The organism is Streptomyces sp. NPDC052682 (genome assembly GCF_040678435.1).
Lineage (GTDB): Bacteria > Actinomycetota > Actinomycetes > Streptomycetales > Streptomycetaceae > Streptomyces.
This window is the reverse complement of the sequence record NZ_JBFATS010000005.1, coordinates 260013-278408: the sequence shown is the minus strand read 5'-3', so window position 1 is coordinate 278408 and position 18396 is coordinate 260013. Positions and strand designations below refer to the sequence as shown.

Sequence of the window (18396 nt, the reverse complement as noted above, 5' to 3'; positions counted from 1 at the left end):
TGCCCACCGTATGCCTCCTGAGCACGTGGGGTGCGCGGGGCGTGACGTACCCTCGTCCTCAGTCAGGTACCTAGGTTGAGGGACTCACGTGGCAGAGGCGGAGCGCATCATCGGTACGCCGGACACCCCGGACGCGGCGGCCGGGCAGGAGCGGCCCGGCGCCGGGCAGGCACGGACCCCGGCCGGCGGGTCCGGCGCCGATGAGGCGACCGCGCCGGAGGCCGCGGACATCCGGCCCCGGGGCAGGCGCCGGATCGCCGTGCTGTTCGCGGTCGCCGCCTTCGCGTACCTGCTCGACCTGGTCAGCAAGATCATCGTGGTCGAGAAGCTGGAGCACCACCCGCCCATCGAGATCATCGGGGACTGGCTGAAGTTCGAGGCGATCCGCAACGCGGGCGCCGCGTTCGGCTTCGGCGAGGCCTTCACCGTGATCTTCACCATGATCGCGGCGGTGGTGATCGTGGTGATCGCCCGGCTCGCCCGCAAGCTGTACAGCCTGCCCTGGGCGATCGCGCTCGGCCTGCTGCTCGGCGGTGCGCTCGGTAACCTCACCGACCGGATCTTCCGGTCGCCGGGCGTGTTCGAGGGCGCGGTCGTCGACTTCATCGCGCCGAAGCACTTCGCCGTCTTCAACCTGGCCGACTCGGCGATCGTGTGCGGCGGCATCCTGATCGTGCTGCTGTCGTTCAAGGGGCTCGACCCGGACGGGACCGTCCACAAGGACTGAGCGGGCCCGGGGTTTTCCACAGGCCCGTACGGGCGGGTGGGAGCCGTCCGGCATACTCGACGGGTGAGCACGATTCCCGAGATCCGTACCCTGCCCGTGCCCGACGGCCTGGAGGGCGAGCGCGTCGACGCCGCCATCTCCCGCATGTTCGGCTTCTCCCGTACCAAGGCCGCCGAGCTGGCGGCGGCGGGGAAGGTCACGGTCGACGGGTCGGTGGTCGGCAAGTCGGAGCGGGTGCGCGGCGGTGCCTGGCTGGAGGTGGAGATGCCGCAGGCGCCCGCGCCGGTGCAGGTCGTCGCCGAGCCGGTCGAGGGCATGGAGATCGTGCACGACGACGAGGACGTGGTCGTGATCGTCAAGCCGGTCGGGGTGGCCGCCCATCCGTCGCCGGGCTGGACCGGGCCGACGGTGATCGGCGGGCTCGCCGCCGCCGGGTACCGGATCTCCACCTCCGGTGCCGCCGAGCGGCAGGGCATCGTGCACCGGCTGGACGTGGGCACCTCCGGGCTGATGGTGGTGGCCAAGTCGGAGTACGCGTACACCTCGCTCAAGCGCCAGTTCAAGGAGCGCACGGTCGACAAGCGGTACCACACGCTGGTCCAGGGCCACCCGGACCCGACCAGCGGCACCATCGACGCCCCCATCGGCCGGCACCCGAACCACGACTACAAGTGGGCGGTCACCGCCGACGGCAAGCCGTCCGTCACGCACTACGACCTCATCGAGGCGTTCCGCGCGGCCTCGCTGCTGGATGTGAAGCTGGAGACCGGCCGCACCCACCAGATCCGCGTCCACATGGCCGCCCACCGGCACCCCTGTGTCGGCGACCTGACGTACGGCGCCGACCCGACGCTCGCCAAGCGCCTCGGGCTGACCCGCCAGTGGCTGCACGCCGTACGGCTCGGCTTCGAGCACCCGGGCAGCGGCGCGTGGGTGGAGTTCGGCTGCGACTACCCGGAGGACCTGCAAAAAGCCCTCGACCAGGTCCGCGAGGAGACCTACGCATGAGCCTGCCGCCGTCGGCACCGTCCTACGTGGTGCGCGTCGCCGAGGACCCCGCCGACCGCGAGGCGTGCTTCGCCGTGCGCAAGGAGGTCTTCGTCGGCGAGCAGGGCGTGCCCGAGGACATCGAGTACGACGCCCACGACCCCGGCGCCGTGCATGTGCTCGCCGTCCGGGAGAGCGACGGAGTGGCGCTCGGCACCGGGCGGCTGCTGTACGGGCAGGCGGCGGCCGCGCAGAACGGCGGCGACCCCTCCGTCGGGTCCCTCGGGCGGCTCGCCGTGACGAAGGACGCGCGCGGGCTCGGCGTCGGGGCCGCGCTGGTGCGGGCCATCGAGGAGGCGGCCCGGGCGCGGGGGCTGACGGCGGTGGACCTGCACGCGCAGACGCACGCGCTGGGGTTCTACGAGCGGCTCGGGTACGAGGCCTACGGCCCGGAGTACCTGGAGGCGGGCATTGCGCACCGGGCGATGAGACGTTCGCTGTCAGCGCGGTGAGGCGTTCGCCGTAAGCCGTGGCGAACAGGCGGGGGGAAGCCGGAAGGCCTGTGAGCAGCGAGGCGTGGCAGGCTTGAGTTCAGTTCTGTGAACACCTGACCTGTGAACGCCTGACCTCCCGGAGCGCTGACCGTGGATCAGTTGGCCCTGTTGTTCGTGCTGTTGCTCGGGGCCGTGGTGAGTGTGCCGGTGGGGGACCGGCTGAAGCTTCCGGCGCCGGTGCTGATGACACTGCTCGGCATCGTCCTCGCGCTGCTCGACTTCGTGCCGAACGTCGACGTCCCGCCGGACCTCATCCTGCCGCTGGTGCTGCCGCCCCTGCTGTACGCGGCGGTGCGGCGCACCTCCTGGCGGCAGTTCACGGCGAACAAGCGGCCGATCTTCCTGCTGGCGGTGGCACTGGTCTTCGTCACGACGGTGTGCGTGGCGGTCATGGCGCACGCGATCGTGCCGGGGCTGCCGATCGCCGCCGCGGTCGCCCTCGGCGCGCTGGTCGCGCCGCCCGACCCGGTCGCGGCGACCGCCGTCGCCGGGCAACTGGGGCTGCCCCGGCGGCTGGTGTCCATCCTGGAGGGCGAGGGGCTGTTCAACGACGTGACGGCCATCGTCCTGTACCACGTCGCGATCGCCGCCGTGGTGAGCGGTTCCTTCTCGCCGTGGCAGGCCGGGCTGGACCTGGTGCTGTCGGCCGTCGTCGCGGTGGCGGTCGGGCTCGGACTCGGGTGGGGCACGAACAAGCTGATGGACCTGCTCGGCGACCCGACCCTCCAGATCGGGCTGACCCTGCTGGTGCCGTACGCGTCGTACGTCATGGCGGAGGAACTGCACGGCTCGGGGGTGCTCGCGGTGCTCACCACCGCGCTGTTCCTCACGGACTACGCCACCGACCCCGACGACGTCATGACCCGGCTCGCCGGCCACACCTTCTGGGACATCGTCGACACCCTCGTCACCGGGGTCGCCTTCGGCCTGGTGGGACTGGAACTGCACAACGCGGTGCGGACCGCGTCCGGGCGGTGGGGCGAACTGCTCGGCTGGGCGGCGGCGGTCGTGGGTGTCGTGGTCCTGGTCCGGCTGCTGTGGCTGCTGCCGGCGACCTGGCTGACCCGGCGGCTGCACGCGCGCCGCGACCACGACGAGGACATCCCGGTGAGCTGGCGCGAGACCGTGGTGATGTGGTGGTCCGGGATGCGCGGCGTGGCCTCCGTGGCCCTGGCGCTGGCCATTCCGCTGCAGACGGACGCAGGCGCCTTCCCCAACCGGGACGAGATCATCTTCATCGCCTTCGGGGTGATCATGGCGACGCTGGTGGTGCAGGGACTGACGCTGCCGTGGCTGGTGCGGCGGCTGGACGTGCGGGCCGACACCGAGCGGGAGAAGGAGTTCGAGAAGGAGCTGGCGGTGCGGGCGGCCAAGGCGGCGAAGCGGAAGCTGCGGGAGATCGAGGCGGTGGAGGAGCTGCCGGAGGAGCTGTCCGAGCAGATGCTGCGGCGGGCCTTCGACATCGGGCTGCGGATCAGCCCGGACCTGGCGGAGGAGGAGCGGCGCGAGGCGTACCGGCAGCGCGCGCGGCGGTTGAAGCGGGTGCGCCGGATCCAGGGGGAGATGCTCAGCGCCGCGCGGCACGAGGTGCTGGCCGCGCGCAACGAGCCCGGTGCCGATCCCGAGGTGGTGGACCGGGTGCTGCGGCACCTCGATGTGCGAAGTCTGCGGTGACGTGCGGGGGCCTTGGTGACTTCTCCGCCGGTCGGCGGTGCTCCGGCCGTAGGGTTCGATCATGGCTCGTAACGTTGTGATCAGTGGTGGCGGTACCGGGATCGGGCTTGCCGCAGCGCAGGCCTTCGCCGCGGACGGGGATCGGGTGCTGCTGCTCGGGCGGCGGCCGGAGGTGCTGGAGCAGGCTCAGGTGCCCGGAGCGCTCACCTTCGCGGCGGACCTCAGCCGGCCGAGCGGGGCGCGCGCGGTGGAGCGGTTCGTGGCAGCCGAGTTCGGCACGGTGGACGTCCTGATCCACAGCGCCGGAGGCGCCGGATACCGGGAGCCCACGGTGGACAGCGAGGAACCGCTCGACGTCGTCCTGCACAACTGGACCCTCAACTTCGGGCTCAACACCCTGACCGCGGTGCTGCTCACCGAGGCGCTCAAGGACCGCCTCGCCGACCCGGGCGGGCGGGTGCTGTTCCTCAGCTCCATCGCGGCCTACCGGGGCTCCGGGAGCGGGGCGTACGCCGGGTCCAAGGCGGCCCTGCACCCGTACGCGCACGACCTGGCCCGGCAGCTGGGGCCGCGCGGGGTCACCGTGAACGTGGTCGCGCCCGGCTACATCGAGGACACCGAGTTCTTCGGGGACACGATGGACGAACAGCGGCGGGCCCGGCTGGTCGCCGAGACCTCGACGGGGCGGGCCGGGACGCCGGGCGATGTCGCCGCCACCCTGCACTGGCTCGCGTCCCACGCGGCCTCCCACGTCACCTCGCAGATCATCCAGGTCAACGGCGGGGCGGAACGCGGCCACTGACCGCAGGCGGCCTTCTCACCTTCTCGTCAGGGCGGGCCGGGCGCTGCTGCGAGGGCAGCGCCCGGCCCGCTCGGCCGTGTCCGTCTTCCGTGGGGAGTCATGGGATCGCGGTTCAGCGCTCCGGCCGTGACGACCCGTGGTAGCGGCGCTGGGCCGGTACGCCGTCCACGGGCCGGCGGTCGCCGTCGCGGCGCGGCGGCAGTGCCGCGTCGGCCGTGTTGACCCGGGGCAGGGCGTACGGGTGCTCGTCGGCCAGCCAGCGGATCATCCGCTCGCGGACCGCGACCCGCACCGTCCACAGGTCGTCCGCGTCCTTCGCCGTCACCAGACCCCGCACCTGGATGGTGTTCGGGGTGGTGTCCGTGACGGACAGGTCGTAGGCGCGGCCGTCCCAGGCCGGGCACTCGCGCAGGAGGTCGCGGAGCTTCTCGCGCATCGCCTCCACCGGGGCCGTGTGGTCCAGGTGCCAGAAGACGATGCCGGTCATCTGCGGGGTGCCGCGCGACCAGTTCTCGAACGGCTTGGACGTGAAGTACGACACCGGCATCGTGATCCGGCGCTCGTCCCAGGTGCGGACGGTCAGGAACGTCAGGGTTATCTCCTCGACCGTGCCCCACTCGCCGTCGACCACGACGGTGTCCCCGATGCGCACCATGTCGCCGAAGGCGATCTGCAGCCCGGCGAACATGTTGCTCAGCGTGGACTGCGCGGCCACACCGGCGACGATGCCGAGGATGCCGGCCGAGGCCAGCAGCGAGGCACCCGCCGCACGGAACGCCGGGAACGTCAGCAGCATCGCCGCCGCGGCGACCACGCCGACGATCGCGGAGACGACCCGCATGATCAGCGTCACCTGGGTGCGCACCCGGCGCACCCGGGCCGGGTCCCGGTGGGAGCGGGCGCTGGCGTACCGCCTGTACGACGTCTCGACGATCGCCGCCGTGATACGGATCACCAGCCAGGCGGCCGACCCGATCAGCACCAGCGTCAGTGTGCGGCCGATGCCGGACCGGTGCTCCTGAAGCAGCTGCGCCTCGTCGTAGGACCCTCTCAGCAGGGCAGCGCACAGCACGAGCTGGTAGGGGATGCGGGCGCGGCGCAGCAGACCCCACAGCGGGGTGTCGTGGTGCCGTTCGTCCGCCTTGCGCAGCAGCAGGTCGGTGGCCCAGCCGATCACCAGCGTGAGCACGACCGAGCCACCGACCACGATGAGCGGTCGTAGCAGGATTTCCATGCCTCGGAACCTAACCGGCACCCGGCGGGCACGAACATGTGACTTCGGGAACGAACCGGGTAGTGCCACCGAGCCGGGTTGTCACACCCGGCTGGCACCATGGCCTCATGAACATCATGCTCTTCCACTCGACCCATGGCCTCAGGCCCGCGGTGCGGCAGGCCGCGGACCGGCTGCGCGCGGCGGGACACGAGGTGTTCACGCCCGACCTCTTCGAGGGGCGGACGTTCGAGTCGGTCGAGGAGGGCATGGCCTACCAGGACGAGATCGGCAAGGACGAGCTGCTCAAGCGGGCCGTGCTCGCCGCCGCGCCCTACTCCGAGCGCCGCCTGGTGTACGCCGGGTTCTCCCTCGGCGCGTCCCTCGCGCAGACCCTGGCGCTCGGCGACGACAAGGCGCGCGGGCTGCTGCTCCTGCACGGCACCTCGGACATCGCGCCGAACGCGCAGGTGGACGACCTGCCGGTGCAGCTGCACATGGCCGAGCCGGACCCGTTCGAGACGGAGGACTGGCTGAACGCCTGGTACCTCCGCATGACCCGGATCGGCGCCGACGTGGAGGTGTACCGGTACGCCGGGGCCGGTCACCTCTACACCGACCCCGGCCTGCCGGACTACGACGAGGAGGCCGCCGAGGCCACCTGGCGGGTGGCGCTCGGCTTCCTGGAGACCCTCGCGTCCGCCTAGGCTCAGCCGGCCGCGCGGTAGGCGGCCCAGTTCTGCTGCATGCGCGTCACCTGGCCCGCGGTGAACTGGTACATGCAGGAGTCGTACGTGTAGTCCATGAAGTTGTGGATGGGGTCGGCCCCCGGCGTGCGGGCGCAGGTGTCGCGGCCCTCGGGGCACTGGTAGGCGGCGCTCTTCTCGGCCGGGGTGTCGTCGACGTAGTCGCCGCTGCCGTTACAGCCGCCCTGGAAGGTGTGGTACAGCCCCATCCAGTGGCCGACCTCGTGGGTCGCGGTGTCGCCCTCGTTGTAGTGCGCGGCCGAGCCGCCGGGCAGGGAGGCGTCGAGGATCACCACACCGTCCATCGAGGGGCTGGACCGGTAGGAGCTGGGGAAGGTGGCCCAGCCGAGCAGGCCATCGCCGAGGTTGGCGGTGTAGATGTTGAGCGCGTTGGCGCCGCCCTTGCGCAGGGCGGACTTCATGGCCTTCTCCTCGGGGGAGCCGTAGCCGACGTTGTACCAGGCGGCGTTGTCGGTGTAGTCGGTGCCGGCCAGCGTGAACTGGTAGCCGGTGTCGGTGTTGCCGGTGCCCTGGCCCGCGTAGGCCGCGTTCAGCACGTTCAGCTGGGCGTTGATGTCCGTGGCGGTGAGCTTGCCGGTGGTGCCGTCGTGGATGACGTGGAAGTACACCGGGATCGTGGTGCCGGTGGCCGCCGAGGCGCTCAGCCGGCCGCTGGTGCGCAGCTTGTCGAGCCTCTTGCGCAGGTCGGCGTCCATCGCCTGGGCCCGGGCGGCGCTGACCTCGTTGGGCTCGGCGATGTGCTCGCCGCTGCCCGGGCGGACCTCGCGGGCCGCGGCGTGAGCGGACTCCTCCTGGCACTCGGCGGCCGGAGCCTTGGCCGCCGCGAGGCCGGTGGGCGCGGCAAGGGGGGAGAGCATCAGGGTTCCGGCCACCACGCCGGTGGCGAGAAGGCGTTTGCGCGAAGAGGGGGAAATCCGGGCAAGCGCACGCATAGGGGCTCCTGTGGGAAGCGGTGGGGAGAAGGGCACAGGGGTCTTCCTGGCCACCGCCCGGAGATTACGTGGGCATGCTCATGACGGAAGAGGAGTGATCAGGCCCAATCAAAGCTCTGGCAAAGAGGGCGAATCGGGGTGGTGAAATGTTTCTTCAAACGGAGTGTGAGATCCCGGCCGCACAAGTTCCGTGACCGGGGCGGGTGGTGTGTCCTGATTCGGAGCACGGCCGACACCACCCGCCGTAGCGATGTGATCGCGCCTCAGCGACTCATAGCCGTCGCGTCATTGGCCGGAAATCGTCCCTTGCTCGACGCTGTCACACCGGGTCGTAGGTGCGCTCCACCTTCTGCGTGCCGCTGCGCGTGCGGTACGAACGGGTCCACGCCGCGGTGGCGTCCGGCCTGGTGCGGTCGGACAGGACGTAGTAGTCCATCTGCGCGCGCTCGGCGGTGAGGTCCAGCACGCCGTAGCCGTGCCGGTCGGTGTCGACCCAGTGGACGTGCCGGTTGGCGGCGCGGATCACCGGCGAGGCCACCGCGGAGACCGTGCCCTGCGGGACCTTCACGAGGTCGTCGAGGTTGTCGGAGGTGACCGAGGTGACGACGAACTCCGTGGCGGCGGAGGCGGACAGCGGGTAGGTCCCGGCGTCCACCGGTACGTCGTTGGCCCACGCCATGTGGATGTCGCCGGTCAGGAAGACGGTGTTGCGGATGGCGTTCGCCCGCAGATGGGCGAGGAGTTCCCGGCGGTCGTCGGTGTAGCCGTCCCACTGGTCGGGGTTGAGGGCCAGGCCCTCCTGTGGCAGCCCCAGCAGCTTGGCGAGCGGCTTGAGCAGGTCGGCGGAGAGGGAGCCGATCGCGAACGGCGAGATCATCACCGAGTTGCCGACCAGCCGCCAGGTGGTGTCGGACGCCTTCAGGCCCGCCTTGAGCCAGTCCAGCTGAGCGCGGCCGGTGAGGGTGCGGTCCGGGTCGTCCACCTCGCCGTTGCCCACCTTGACCTGCTGGGAGCGGAAGGAGCGCAGGTCCAGCAGGGAGAGGTCGGCGAGCTTGCCGAAGCGCAGCCGGCGGTAGGTGGTGCCGGCGACGGCCGGACGGACCGGCATCCACTCGAAGTAGGCCTGCCGGGCCGCGGCCTGGCGCGCGGCCCAGGTGCCCTCGGCGCCCTCGGTGTGGTTCTCGGCGCCGCCCGACCAGGCGTCGTTGGCGAACTCGTGGTCGTCCCAGATGGCGATGACGGGCGCCTTGGCGTGCAGCGCCTGCAGGTCGGGGTCGGTCTTGTAGGTGGCGTGCCGCACGCGGTAGTCGGCGAGGGTGAGGATCTCGTGGGCCGGGGAGTGCGGCCGCACGACGGTGCCGCGGGTGGCGTACTGGCCGGTGCCGTACTCGTAGATGTAGTCGCCGAGGTGCAGCCAGGCGTCCAGGTCGCCCCGGGCCGCGAGATGGCGGTAGGCGGCGAAGTAGCCGGCCTCCCAGTTGGCGCAGGAGACCACGCCGAAGCGGAGGTTCGCGACGGCGGCGTCGGGGGCCGGGGCGGTGCGGGTGCGCGCGACGGGGGAGTCGGTGCCTCCGGCCGAGAAGCGGAACCAGTAGTCGGTGGCCGGCTCCAGGCCCCGGATGTCCGCCTTGACGGTGTGGTCGGAGGCGGCGGTGGCGAGCGTGGAGCCCTTGGCGACGACGGTGGTGAACGCCCTGTCCCGGGCGACGACCCAGCTGACCTCGGTGTCCGGGCCGAGCCCGGAACCGGGTATGGCCTCGGGCGTCGGCGTCACACGGGTCCACAGCAGGACGCCGTCGGGCAGCGGGTCGCCGGAGGCCACGCCGTGCAGGAAGGCCGGGGTGCCGGCCGCGGCACGTGCGGGCAGCGCCGCGGCGAGCGGACCGGCCAGGACGGCGGTGGCCGCCGCGGCCTTGACGACCGTACGGCGGCGGGGCGCGAGCGCGGTGGCTCTCGCGGCGGGTGAGTCCGTGGTCTCGGGAGATCTGTATCGACTGGTCACGGCCGATCAGGTTACTGATCGGTATATGCCGGAGCGGGCGAACTGGCCAAAGTTCGCCCGCTCTTCTCCCAGGGGTTGACGGGAGGCCGGCTCAGCCCTTGAGCGCCTGGTCGACCAGCTGGTTGAACTCGGCCACCGTCATGGGCGGATTCTGTGCCGCGGTCTGGAGCACCTTGCCGTCCATCTTCAGGGTCGGCGTGCCCTGCACCCCGCTCTTGTCGAACTTCTCGGACATCACCAGCGCCCACTTGTCGTAGGTGCCGTTCTTCACCGCCGTCCGGAACTCCTTGTTGTTCTTCAGGGCGGGGACGGTGTCGGCCACCTTGATCAGGTAGGCGTCGTCCTTGAACTTGTCGTCGGTCTCCTCGGGGTGCCACTTCGCCGAGTACAGCGCGTACTTGTACTCGAGGAACGCCTCGGGGCTGACGTTCAGCGCCGCGCCGAGGGCGCTGAGGGCGTTCTTGGAGCCCTCGCCGTTGTCCTTGTCGTCGATGAAGGTGGCGCCGATGTACTGGACCTTGAACTTGCCGTCCTCGACGTCCTTCTCGACGGTCTTGCCGACGGCCTGCTCGAACTGGGCGCAGATCGGGCAGCGCGGGTCCTCGTACAGTTCCAGGGTCTTCTTCGCGCTGGACTTGCCGATGACGACCGTCGTGCCGTCGGCGCCGCTGGTGTGCGCCGGCTTGACGATCTTGTCGTCCTTGGCGGCCTCCCAGTAGCTGGGCTTGCTCGCCTGGACGACCGCGTAGCCGATGCCGCCGGCTATCGCCAGGACGCCGACGATGGAGCAGGCGACGATGATCTGCCGCCTGACCTTCGCGCGCCTGGCCTCGCGCTCGCGTTCGGCGCGCAGCCGCTCACGGGCCGCCGTCTTCGCCGCCTGGCTGTTCCGCTTGCTCATTGGGGTGTTCTCCATGGGGACGCGCACATCTCGTGTGCGGGATACGTACGGGGGGACTGCTCGTGCTCAGGGCGTGGTGCGCGGGAAGCGGGGACGCGTCACGCGCGGGCGGCCGAGCAGGGCGGTCCACGCCGCTCCAGGGAGTGGGCGAGGAGCAGCTCGCGGGCGGCAGAGGTCCGGCGGGCGGGGCGCACCGCCGGGCGGCACACCGCCGGGGTCCGCCCCGCTGTGGCCGCCGAGACGGCGACCAGCAGCGGCCGGACCGCCGCGGAAGCCGACACCGCCACCGCCCGCAGCAGCTGGGCCAGTGCCCGCTCGCCCCGGCGCAGCCAGGCGGCGGCGACCAGGCCGACGCCGATGTGCGCGCCGAGCAGCAGCCAGGCGGTGCCCGGGCCGGCATGGGCGAGGACGGCCGCGAGCCGCTCGCCGCCGGTGCCCGTTCCGGCGACCCGGGCGAGCGGGGCGCCCACGCCGGTGCCGTCGCCGCACAGCACGTCGAGGCCGACCGAGCGCAGCGGGCCGGTGACCGGGCCGCCCGCGCGGCCGTAGCAGACGTGCTGCCCGGTGGTGAAGACCGTGTCGGCGGCCAGCTCCAGCGGGATCAGCAGGGCGGCGATCCGCCCGAAGGAGCGCTCCCGCCCCGCCAGGGCGTACGCGATCGAGAACACGGCGGCGGCGGTCGCGGCCACCGTGTTCAGCGGCAGCGGGACCCGGGACAGCAGCACGTGCGACGCGGTGCTGAGCGTCACGACCACGGCCGTGAACAGCGCCGCGCGGACGGCTCTGAGCTGGGTACCGGATATGTCCATGGCGGGAGAGAGTGTGTCATGGGGACCTGTAAGGGACCCCTAAAGGATGCCTGGGCGACGGCGGGCCGTGCGGGCCGTGCGTCTACAGACCGGGGATCCGGCCGTTGCGGAACAGGTCGACGAAGATCTGGTGGTCCGCACGCGCGCGTGCGCCGTAGCTGTGCGCGAAGTCGACGAGCAGGGGAGCGAAGCCCTCCTCGTCGGCGGCGATCGCCGCGTCGATGGCCCGCTCGGTGGAGAACGGCACCAGGGACTCCCCGGACTGGTCGTCCGCCGCCGCGTGCATGGTGGCCGTGGCCCGGCCGAGGTCGGCGACCACCTGGGCGATCTCCTGCGGGTCGTCGATGTCACCCCAGTCGAGGTCCACGGCGTACGGCGAGACCTCCGCGACCAGCTGGCCCGCGCCGTCCAGCTCGGTCCAGCCCAGCCACGGGTCGGCGTGCGCCTGGAGGGCGCGCTGGGAGATCACCGTGCGGTGGCCCTCGTGCTGGAAGTACTCCCGGATCGCCTGGTCGGTGATGTGCCGGGAGACGGCCGGGGTCTGGGCCTGCTTGATGTAGATCACGACATCGTTCTCCAGGGCGTCGCTGTGGCCCTCCAGGAGGATGTTGTACGACGGCAGCCCCGCCGAGCCGATGCCGATGCCGCGGCGGCCCACGACGTCCTTCACGCGGTAGGAGTCCGGGCGGGCCAGCGAGCTGTCGGGCAGTGTCTCCAGATAGCCGTCGAAGGCGGCCAGCACCTTGTAGCGCGTGGCCGCGTCCAGCTCGATCGAGCCGCCGCCCGGTGCGAAGCGGCGCTCGAAGTCGCGGATCTCCGTCATCGAGTCCAGCAGCCCGAACCGGGTCAGCGAGCGGGCGTCACGCAGCGCGTCCAGCAGCGGGCCCTGCGCGGTGTCCAGCGTGAAGGGCGGCACCTCGTCGCTCTTGGCGCCGGCGGCCAGGGCGTGGATGCGCTCCCGGTACGCCCCCGCGTACACCCGCACCAGCTCGGTGATCTGCTCGTCGCTGAGCGCCTTGGCGTACCCGATGAGCGCGATGGAGGCGGCGAAGCGCTTCAGGTCCCAGGTGAAGGGGCCGACGTACGCCTCGTCGAAGTCGTTGACGTTGAAGATCAGGCGGCCGGTGGCGTCCATGTACGTGCCGAAGTTCTCGGCGTGCAGGTCGCCGTGGATCCACACCCGGGAGGTCCGCTCGTCCAGGTACGGTCCGCCGTGCCCGTCCCGGTCGAGGTCGTGGTAGAAGAGGCACGCCGTGCCCCGGTAGAACGCGAAAGCCGAGGCCGCCATCTTCCGGAACTTCACCCGGAACGCGGCCGGGTCGGCGGCCAGGAGCGCGCCGAACGCGGTGTCGAAGACGGCGAGGATCTCCTCGCCGCGGTGCTCGTCGTTGAGCTGCGGGACCGACATCGCTGGGTGCCTCCTGGTGCGTGATCCGGGGACGGCTGGTCCGTCCCCTGCCCTAACGTGTGACGGTCGGCGGGAGTGCCCGCGACCCCCGCATGAAGGTACGCGGAGAGGCGCCCACCCGTCGCCCGGCCGCCGCCCCTCATCGAGGCGCTACGCGCCGCAGTACGTACCTCCGGTGTCAGTCCCGAGGCATAGACTTCGACGCTGTCCCCCGGACTGCCCGCAGCCCGCCGGACCCCCGTCGACGTACGTTTTCCCTGGAGGCTCCAGCCGTGTCAAAGCCGCCGTTCACGCACCTGCACGTCCACACCCAGTACTCGCTGCTGGACGGTGCCGCGCGGCTGAAGGACATGTTCAACGCCTGCAACGAGATGGGCATGACGCACATCGCCATGTCCGACCACGGCAACCTGCACGGCGCGTACGACTTCTTCCACTCCGCGAAGAAGGCCGGGATCACCCCGATCATCGGGATCGAGGCGTATGTCGCCCCCGAATCCCGGCGCAACAAGCGCAAGATCCTGTGGGGCCAGCCGCACCAGAAGAAGGACGACGTCTCCGGCTCGGGCGGCTACACCCACAAGACGATCTGGGCGTACAACAAGACGGGCCTGCACAACCTCTTCCGGCTCTCCTCCGACGCCTACGCCGAGGGCTGGCTGCAGAAGTGGCCCCGCATGGACAAGGAGACCATCGCCCAGTGGTCCGACGGGCTGGTCGCCTCCACCGGCTGCCCCTCGGGCGAGGTGCAGACCCGGCTGCGGCTCGGCCACTTCGACGAGGCGCTCAAGGCCGCCGCCGACTACCAGGACATCTTCGGCAAGGACCGCTACTTCCTGGAGCTGATGGACCACGGCATCGAGATCGAGCGCCGGGTCCGCGACGGCCTGCTGGAGATCGGCCGGAAGCTCGGCATCCCGCCGCTGGTCACTAACGACTCGCACTACACGTACGCGCACGAGGCCGCCGCCCATGACGCGCTGCTGTGCATCCAGACCGGCAAGAACCTCTCCGACCCCGACCGCTTCAAGTTCGACGGCACCGGCTACTACCTGAAGTCCACCGAGGAGATGTACGCCATCGACTCCTCGGACGCCTGGCAGGAGGGCTGCGCCAACACCGCGCTGATCGCCGAGATGGTCGACACCACGGGCATGTTCGAAAAGCGCGACCTGATGCCCAGGTTCGACATCCCGGAGGGCTACACCGAGGTCACCTGGTTCCAGGAGGAGGTCCGCCGCGGCATGGAGCGCCGCTACCCGGGCGGCATCCCCGAGGACCGCATGAAGCAGGCCGAGTACGAGATGGACGTCATCATCTCGATGGGCTTCCCCGGCTACTTCCTCGTGGTCGCCGACTTCATCATGTGGGCCAAGAAGCAGGGCATCGCCGTCGGCCCCGGCCGAGGCTCCGCGGCCGGCTCGATCGTCGCCTACGCCCTCGGCATCACCGACCTCGACCCGATCCCGCACGGCCTGATCTTCGAGCGGTTCCTCAACCCCGAGCGCATCTCGATGCCCGATGTCGACATCGACTTCGACGAGCGCCGGCGCGTCGAGGTGATCCGCTACGTGACCGAGAAGTACGGCGCCGACAAGGTCGCCATGATCGGCACGTACGGCACCATCAAGGCCAAGAACGCGATCAAGGACGCCGCGCGCGTGCTGGGCTACCCGTACGCGATGGGCGACCGCATCACCAAGGCCATGCCCGCCGACGTCCTCGGCAAGGGCATCCCGCTGTCCGGCATCACCGACCCCGAGCACCCGCGCTACTCGGAGGCCGCCGAGGTCCGGGCGATGTACGAGAACGAGCCGGACGTGAAGAAGGTCATCGACACCGCCCGCGGTGTGGAGGGCCTGGTCCGGCAGATGGGTGTGCACGCCGCCGGCGTGATCATGTCCAGCGAGACCATCACCGAGCACGTCCCCGTGTGGGTGAGGCACACCGACGGTGTGACCATCACGCAGTGGGACTACCCGAGCTGTGAGTCGCTCGGCCTGCTGAAGATGGACTTCCTGGGCCTGCGCAACCTCACGATCATGGACGACGCCGTCAAGATGGTGAAGGCGAACAAGGGGATCGACATCGATCTCCTCTCCCTTCCCCTGGACGACCCGACGACCTTCGAGCTGCTCCAGCGCGGCGACACCCTCGGCGTCTTCCAGTTCGACGGCGGCCCGATGCGCTCCCTGCTCCGGCTGATGAAGCCGGACAACTTCGAAGACATCTCCGCCGTGTCGGCCCTGTACCGCCCGGGCCCGATGGGCATGAACTCCCACACGAACTACGCGCTGCGCAAGAACGGGCAGCAGGAGATCACGCCCATCCACCCAGAGCTGGAGGAGCCGCTCAAGGAGGTCCTGGACGTCACCTACGGCCTGATCGTCTACCAGGAGCAGGTGCAGAAGGCCGCCCAGATCATCGCCGGGTACTCGCTCGGCGAGGCCGACATCCTCCGCCGCGTGATGGGCAAGAAGAAGCCCGAGGAACTGGAGAAGAACTTCGTCATCTTCCAGGCCGGCGCGCGGAAGAACGGCTACAGCGACGAGGCCATCCAGGCGCTGTGGGACGTGCTGGTCCCCTTCGCCGGCTACGCGTTCAACAAGGCCCACTCCGCCGCGTACGGCCTGGTCTCCTACTGGACGGCCTACCTCAAGGCGAACCACCCCGCCGAGTACATGGCCGCGCTGCTGACCTCCGTCAAGGACGACAAGGACAAGTCGGCGGTCTACCTCAACGAGTGCCGCCGGATGGGCATCCGGGTGCTGCCGCCCAACGTCAACGAGTCGGAGGCCAACTTCGCCGCGCAGGGCGATGACGTGATCCTCTTCGGCCTGTCCGCCGTGCGCAACGTCGGCCAGAACGTCGTCGACTCGATCATCAAGACCCGCAAGGCCAAGGGGAAGTACACCTCCTTCCCCGACTACCTCGACAAGGTCGAGGCCGTGGTCTGCAACAAGCGCACCACCGAGTCGCTGATCAAGGCCGGTGCCTTCGACTCGCTCGGCCACACCCGCAAGGGCCTGATGGCGCAGTACGAGCCGATGATCGACAACGTGGTCGCGGTCAAGCGCAAGGAGGCCGAGGGCCAGTTCGACCTCTTCGGCGGCATGGGCGAGGAGACCAGCAGCGAGCCCGGCTTCGGACTGGACGTCGAGTTCTCCACGGAGGAGTGGGACAAGACCTACCTGCTCGCCCAGGAGCGGGAGATGCTCGGTCTGTACGTCTCCGACCACCCGCTGTTCGGGCTGGAACACATCCTGTCCGACAAGGCCGACGCGGGCATCTCCCAGCTCACCGGGGGCGACTTCGGCGACGGCGCGGTGGTGACCATCGGCGGCATCATCTCCGGCCTGCAGCGCAAGATGACCAAGCAGGGAAACGCCTGGGCCATCGCCACGGTGGAGGACCTCGCCGGCTCCATCGAGTGCATGTTCTTCCCGGCGACCTACCAGCTGGTGTCCACGCAACTCGTCGAGGACGCCGTGGTGTTCGTCAAGGGCCGGCTCGACAAGCGCGAGGACGTGCCCCGGCTCGTCGCCATGGAGCTGATGGTGCCGGACCTGTCCAACGCGGGCACCAACGCGCCCGTGGTCCTCACCATCCCGGCCGTCAAGGTCACCCCGCCGCTGGTCAGCCGCCTCGGCGAGGTCCTCAGCCACCACAAGGGCGACAGCGAGGTCCGGATCAAGCTCCAGGGGCCGACCAAGACGACCGTGCTGCGCCTGGACCGGCACCGGGTCAAGCCGGACCCGGCGCTCTTCGGCGACCTGAAGGTGCTGCTCGGGCCGTCCTGCCTGGCGGGCTGACCCAGGGCTGCCTGGACCGCCGGCGCTGCCGTCCGCCGAGCCGGGCGGGCAACTGACGTGCGTGAGGGGCGCTCCCGAGCCCGGGTGCGCCCCTCGTCACGTGCCTGGGCCGCAACAGCCCGTCACGGAGATTCAGTTGTGGCCGAAGCTGCGCTTGCGCTTGCGGGACGCCACCTCGCCGGGCGTCGTCTCCACGTCGGACTGGGGCTCCGACTCGGTCGCGGGGTTCCGGTCCGCCCGCTGACCACGCTCGGTCGGACGCTGCTTACGCTCACGGTTCTTGTTCTTGGCCATGGTGTTGCCTCCTGGGAATCTAGGGGCCAGGGCCGGGATCAGATTCACACACCCCGACAACGCACGCATGTCGGACAATTACCGTCTGTGACAGGGTTGGTGGCCGGACCGGTCGCAGCCGAAGTCCGCACACGCCACGCCGAAGATCGAGTTCCGGCCGTTAACCGATGCGTCGTCGGGCAGACTCGAAGCAAGCCCGAAGCAAACCTCCCAGGAAGAGGGTGAGTCGCGTGGACCGCTGCATCGTCCTGGTGGACGCCGGGTATCTGCTGGGAGCCGCGGCGAGCCTCCTCGCCGGCGAGCCCTCGCGGTCCCGGATCACCGTCGACCACGCCGCCCTCATCCAGGGCCTGCGCGAACGCGCCGAAGCCGACACCCAGCAGCCCCTGCTGCGCATCTACTGGTTCGACGGCGCCCCCGACCGCGTGCCGCAGCCCGAGCACCGCCGGCTGCGTGTCATGCCCCGGGTCACCGTCCGGCTCGGCGCGCTGACCCGCAGCGACGGCCGCTGGGCGCAGAAGGGCGTGGACGCCGCCATGCACGCCGAGCTCACCGAGCTGGCCCGCAACCGCGCCTGCTCCGACATCGTCCTGGTCACCGGCGACGGCGACCTGCTGCCCGGCATGATGGCCGCCAAGGAACACGGCGTCGCGGTGCACCTGTGGGCCGTCCAGGCCGCCGACGGCGACTACAACCAGTCCGAGGACCTGGTCGCCGAAGCCGACGAACGGCGCGTCCTGGACCGTACGTGGATCACCAAGGCGGTCCGCCCCAAGGAGCTCACCGGGGTGTGCGCGCCGCCGCCCGCTCCCCGGCCCGAGATCGCCGCGATCCTCTCCGCGCCGCTGCCCGAGTCCGCGCTCGCCACGGCCACCGAGCGCCCCGCCCCGCAGCCGCAGCACCCGGCCGCCGCCGCGCAGAACGGCACCGCGGACCGGACCCCCGCGCCCAAAGGGGTGCCCACCCCCAAGGACCTGGCCGCCCTGCGCGCCCCCGGCACCCCGCCCGCCCAGCATCCGGCCACCGCCACCCTGCGCTGGTCCTCCGACAAGGGCTGGGTCGACCGGCCCGTCACCGAGCCCCCCGAGGCAGCCTCCATGCCCACCCTCGCCCAGCTGACCACCGCCGAGCAGCGGTGGGCCGACCGCGAGGAGGACATCACCACCGTCGGCGGCGACCCCTACGAGGTGGGGCAGGTCTTCGCGCGGCGCTGGGTGGACCGCCTCGGCGACCACGGCCACCTGCAGAAGCTCTCCACGATGTACCCGCGCATCCCGCACCGCATCGACGGGGAGCTGCTGCGCTACGCGGCCCGCTTCGGCCTGCTCGCGCACAAGGACGACCAGATCGACGAACGGGACCGGTACGCGATCCGGGCCGGGTTCTGGCGGGAGATCGACGTCCGTACGGGCGTCGAGCGCACCCCGGCCGCCGACTGACCGGGGGCCCGAGATCTTTACCGGCGGATTTCCCGTTGTGGACCGACCCGAGAACAGAGCGGGGTCCCGGACCCC

At 70.8% G+C, this 18396-nt stretch carries 15 protein-coding genes; 8 read left to right on the top strand and 7 right to left on the bottom strand.

The window, feature by feature from the left end:
• Nucleotides 1-88 precede the first annotated feature (88 nt).
• The 5 genes from lspA to AB0K80_RS10065 all read left to right on the top strand — a co-directional run bounded on the left by lspA (nucleotide 89) and on the right by AB0K80_RS10065 (nucleotide 4744).
• Nucleotides 89-727, top strand: coding sequence for a signal peptidase II (gene lspA / locus AB0K80_RS10085; protein ID WP_365667744.1), 639 nt, complete (start codon nucleotides 89-91; stop codon nucleotides 725-727).
• 63 nt (nucleotides 728-790) lie between these two features.
• Entirely contained in the window at nucleotides 791-1735 is a 945-nt protein-coding gene (locus AB0K80_RS10080; RefSeq protein WP_365667742.1) for an RluA family pseudouridine synthase, read from the top strand.
• Complete coding sequence (locus AB0K80_RS10075; protein WP_365667741.1) at nucleotides 1732-2226, top strand: GNAT family N-acetyltransferase; 495 nt, start codon at nucleotides 1732-1734, stop codon at nucleotides 2224-2226. The genes AB0K80_RS10080 and AB0K80_RS10075 overlap by 4 nt, the downstream gene beginning before the upstream one ends.
• Before the next feature lie 132 nt (nucleotides 2227-2358).
• Nucleotides 2359-3942 carry a Na+/H+ antiporter gene (locus AB0K80_RS10070; protein WP_365667739.1) on the top strand — a complete coding sequence of 528 codons (1584 nt, stop codon included), beginning with the start codon at nucleotides 2359-2361 and terminating at the stop codon, nucleotides 3940-3942.
• Between the two features lie 61 nt (nucleotides 3943-4003).
• Nucleotides 4004-4744, top strand: coding sequence for an SDR family oxidoreductase (locus AB0K80_RS10065; protein WP_365667737.1), 741 nt, complete (start codon nucleotides 4004-4006; stop codon nucleotides 4742-4744).
• Between the two features lie 112 nt (nucleotides 4745-4856).
• On the opposite strand, the gene AB0K80_RS10060 is transcribed toward AB0K80_RS10065, so the two are convergent.
• Nucleotides 4857-5978 (bottom strand): mechanosensitive ion channel domain-containing protein, encoded by a 1122-nt coding sequence (locus AB0K80_RS10060; protein WP_365667735.1) that lies wholly within the window; start codon nucleotides 5976-5978, stop codon nucleotides 4857-4859.
• 62 nt (nucleotides 5979-6040) lie between these two features.
• Between AB0K80_RS10060 and AB0K80_RS10055 the strand changes: the two genes are divergently transcribed.
• Entirely contained in the window at nucleotides 6041-6664 is a 624-nt protein-coding gene (locus tag AB0K80_RS10055; RefSeq protein WP_365667733.1) for a dienelactone hydrolase family protein, read from the top strand.
• A 2-nt stretch (nucleotides 6665-6666) separates the two neighbouring features.
• Here the strand turns inward: AB0K80_RS10055 and AB0K80_RS10050 are convergent, their stop codons facing one another.
• From AB0K80_RS10050 to AB0K80_RS10030, 5 genes are all read right to left on the bottom strand, one after another.
• Nucleotides 6667-7656 carry a zinc metalloprotease gene (locus AB0K80_RS10050; protein WP_365667731.1) on the bottom strand — a complete coding sequence of 330 codons (990 nt, stop codon included), beginning with the start codon at nucleotides 7654-7656 and terminating at the stop codon, nucleotides 6667-6669.
• A gap of 319 nt (nucleotides 7657-7975) precedes the next feature.
• A complete protein-coding gene (locus tag AB0K80_RS10045) occupies nucleotides 7976-9658 on the bottom strand; it encodes an alkaline phosphatase D family protein (RefSeq protein ID WP_365667729.1) in 1683 nt (560 codons plus the stop codon).
• 91 nt (nucleotides 9659-9749) lie between these two features.
• Nucleotides 9750-10559: a DsbA family protein gene (locus AB0K80_RS10040; protein WP_365667727.1), complete on the bottom strand. Its 810-nt coding sequence runs from the start codon at nucleotides 10557-10559 to the stop codon at nucleotides 9750-9752.
• 98 nt (nucleotides 10560-10657) lie between these two features.
• A complete protein-coding gene (locus AB0K80_RS10035; protein ID WP_365667725.1) occupies nucleotides 10658-11368 on the bottom strand; it encodes a hypothetical protein in 711 nt (236 codons plus the stop codon).
• An 82-nt stretch (nucleotides 11369-11450) separates the two neighbouring features.
• Nucleotides 11451-12776 carry a DUF2252 domain-containing protein gene (locus AB0K80_RS10030; RefSeq protein ID WP_365667723.1) on the bottom strand — a complete coding sequence of 442 codons (1326 nt, stop codon included), beginning with the start codon at nucleotides 12774-12776 and terminating at the stop codon, nucleotides 11451-11453.
• Between the two features lie 272 nt (nucleotides 12777-13048).
• Between AB0K80_RS10030 and dnaE the strand changes: the two genes are divergently transcribed.
• The gene (gene dnaE / locus AB0K80_RS10025) at nucleotides 13049-16588 is read left to right on the top strand and encodes a DNA polymerase III subunit alpha (RefSeq protein ID WP_365667721.1); all 3540 of its coding nucleotides are present in this window, start codon (nucleotides 13049-13051) and stop codon (nucleotides 16586-16588) included.
• A 132-nt stretch (nucleotides 16589-16720) separates the two neighbouring features.
• Here dnaE and AB0K80_RS10020 read toward each other — a convergent pair whose 3' ends face one another.
• Nucleotides 16721-16882 carry a hypothetical protein gene (locus AB0K80_RS10020; RefSeq protein ID WP_365667719.1) on the bottom strand — a complete coding sequence of 54 codons (162 nt, stop codon included), beginning with the start codon at nucleotides 16880-16882 and terminating at the stop codon, nucleotides 16721-16723.
• A gap of 230 nt (nucleotides 16883-17112) precedes the next feature.
• On the opposite strand from AB0K80_RS10020, the gene AB0K80_RS10015 reads away from it, so the two are divergent.
• Nucleotides 17113-18321, top strand: a complete 1209-nt coding sequence (locus AB0K80_RS10015) for an NYN domain-containing protein (RefSeq protein WP_365667718.1) — start codon at nucleotides 17113-17115, stop codon at nucleotides 18319-18321.
• The last annotated feature ends 75 nt before the right edge of the window (nucleotides 18322-18396 follow it).

Coding starts and splice junctions, on each gene's coding strand:
- AB0K80_RS10075 (WP_365667741.1), top strand. CDS start 1,732: ATGAGCCTGCCGCCGTCGGCACCGTCCTACGTGGTGCGCGTCGCCGAG.
- AB0K80_RS10065 (WP_365667737.1), top strand. CDS start 4,004: ATGGCTCGTAACGTTGTGATCAGTGGTGGCGGTACCGGGATCGGGCTT.
- AB0K80_RS10060 (WP_365667735.1), bottom strand. CDS start 5,978: ATGGAAATCCTGCTACGACCGCTCATCGTGGTCGGTGGCTCGGTCGTG.
- AB0K80_RS10050 (WP_365667731.1), bottom strand. CDS start 7,656: ATGCGTGCGCTTGCCCGGATTTCCCCCTCTTCGCGCAAACGCCTTCTC.
- AB0K80_RS10040 (WP_365667727.1), bottom strand. CDS start 10,559: ATGAGCAAGCGGAACAGCCAGGCGGCGAAGACGGCGGCCCGTGAGCGG.
- AB0K80_RS10035 (WP_365667725.1), bottom strand. CDS start 11,368: ATGGACATATCCGGTACCCAGCTCAGAGCCGTCCGCGCGGCGCTGTTC.
- AB0K80_RS10030 (WP_365667723.1), bottom strand. CDS start 12,776: ATGTCGGTCCCGCAGCTCAACGACGAGCACCGCGGCGAGGAGATCCTC.
- AB0K80_RS10020 (WP_365667719.1), bottom strand. CDS start 16,882: ATGGCCAAGAACAAGAACCGTGAGCGTAAGCAGCGTCCGACCGAGCGT.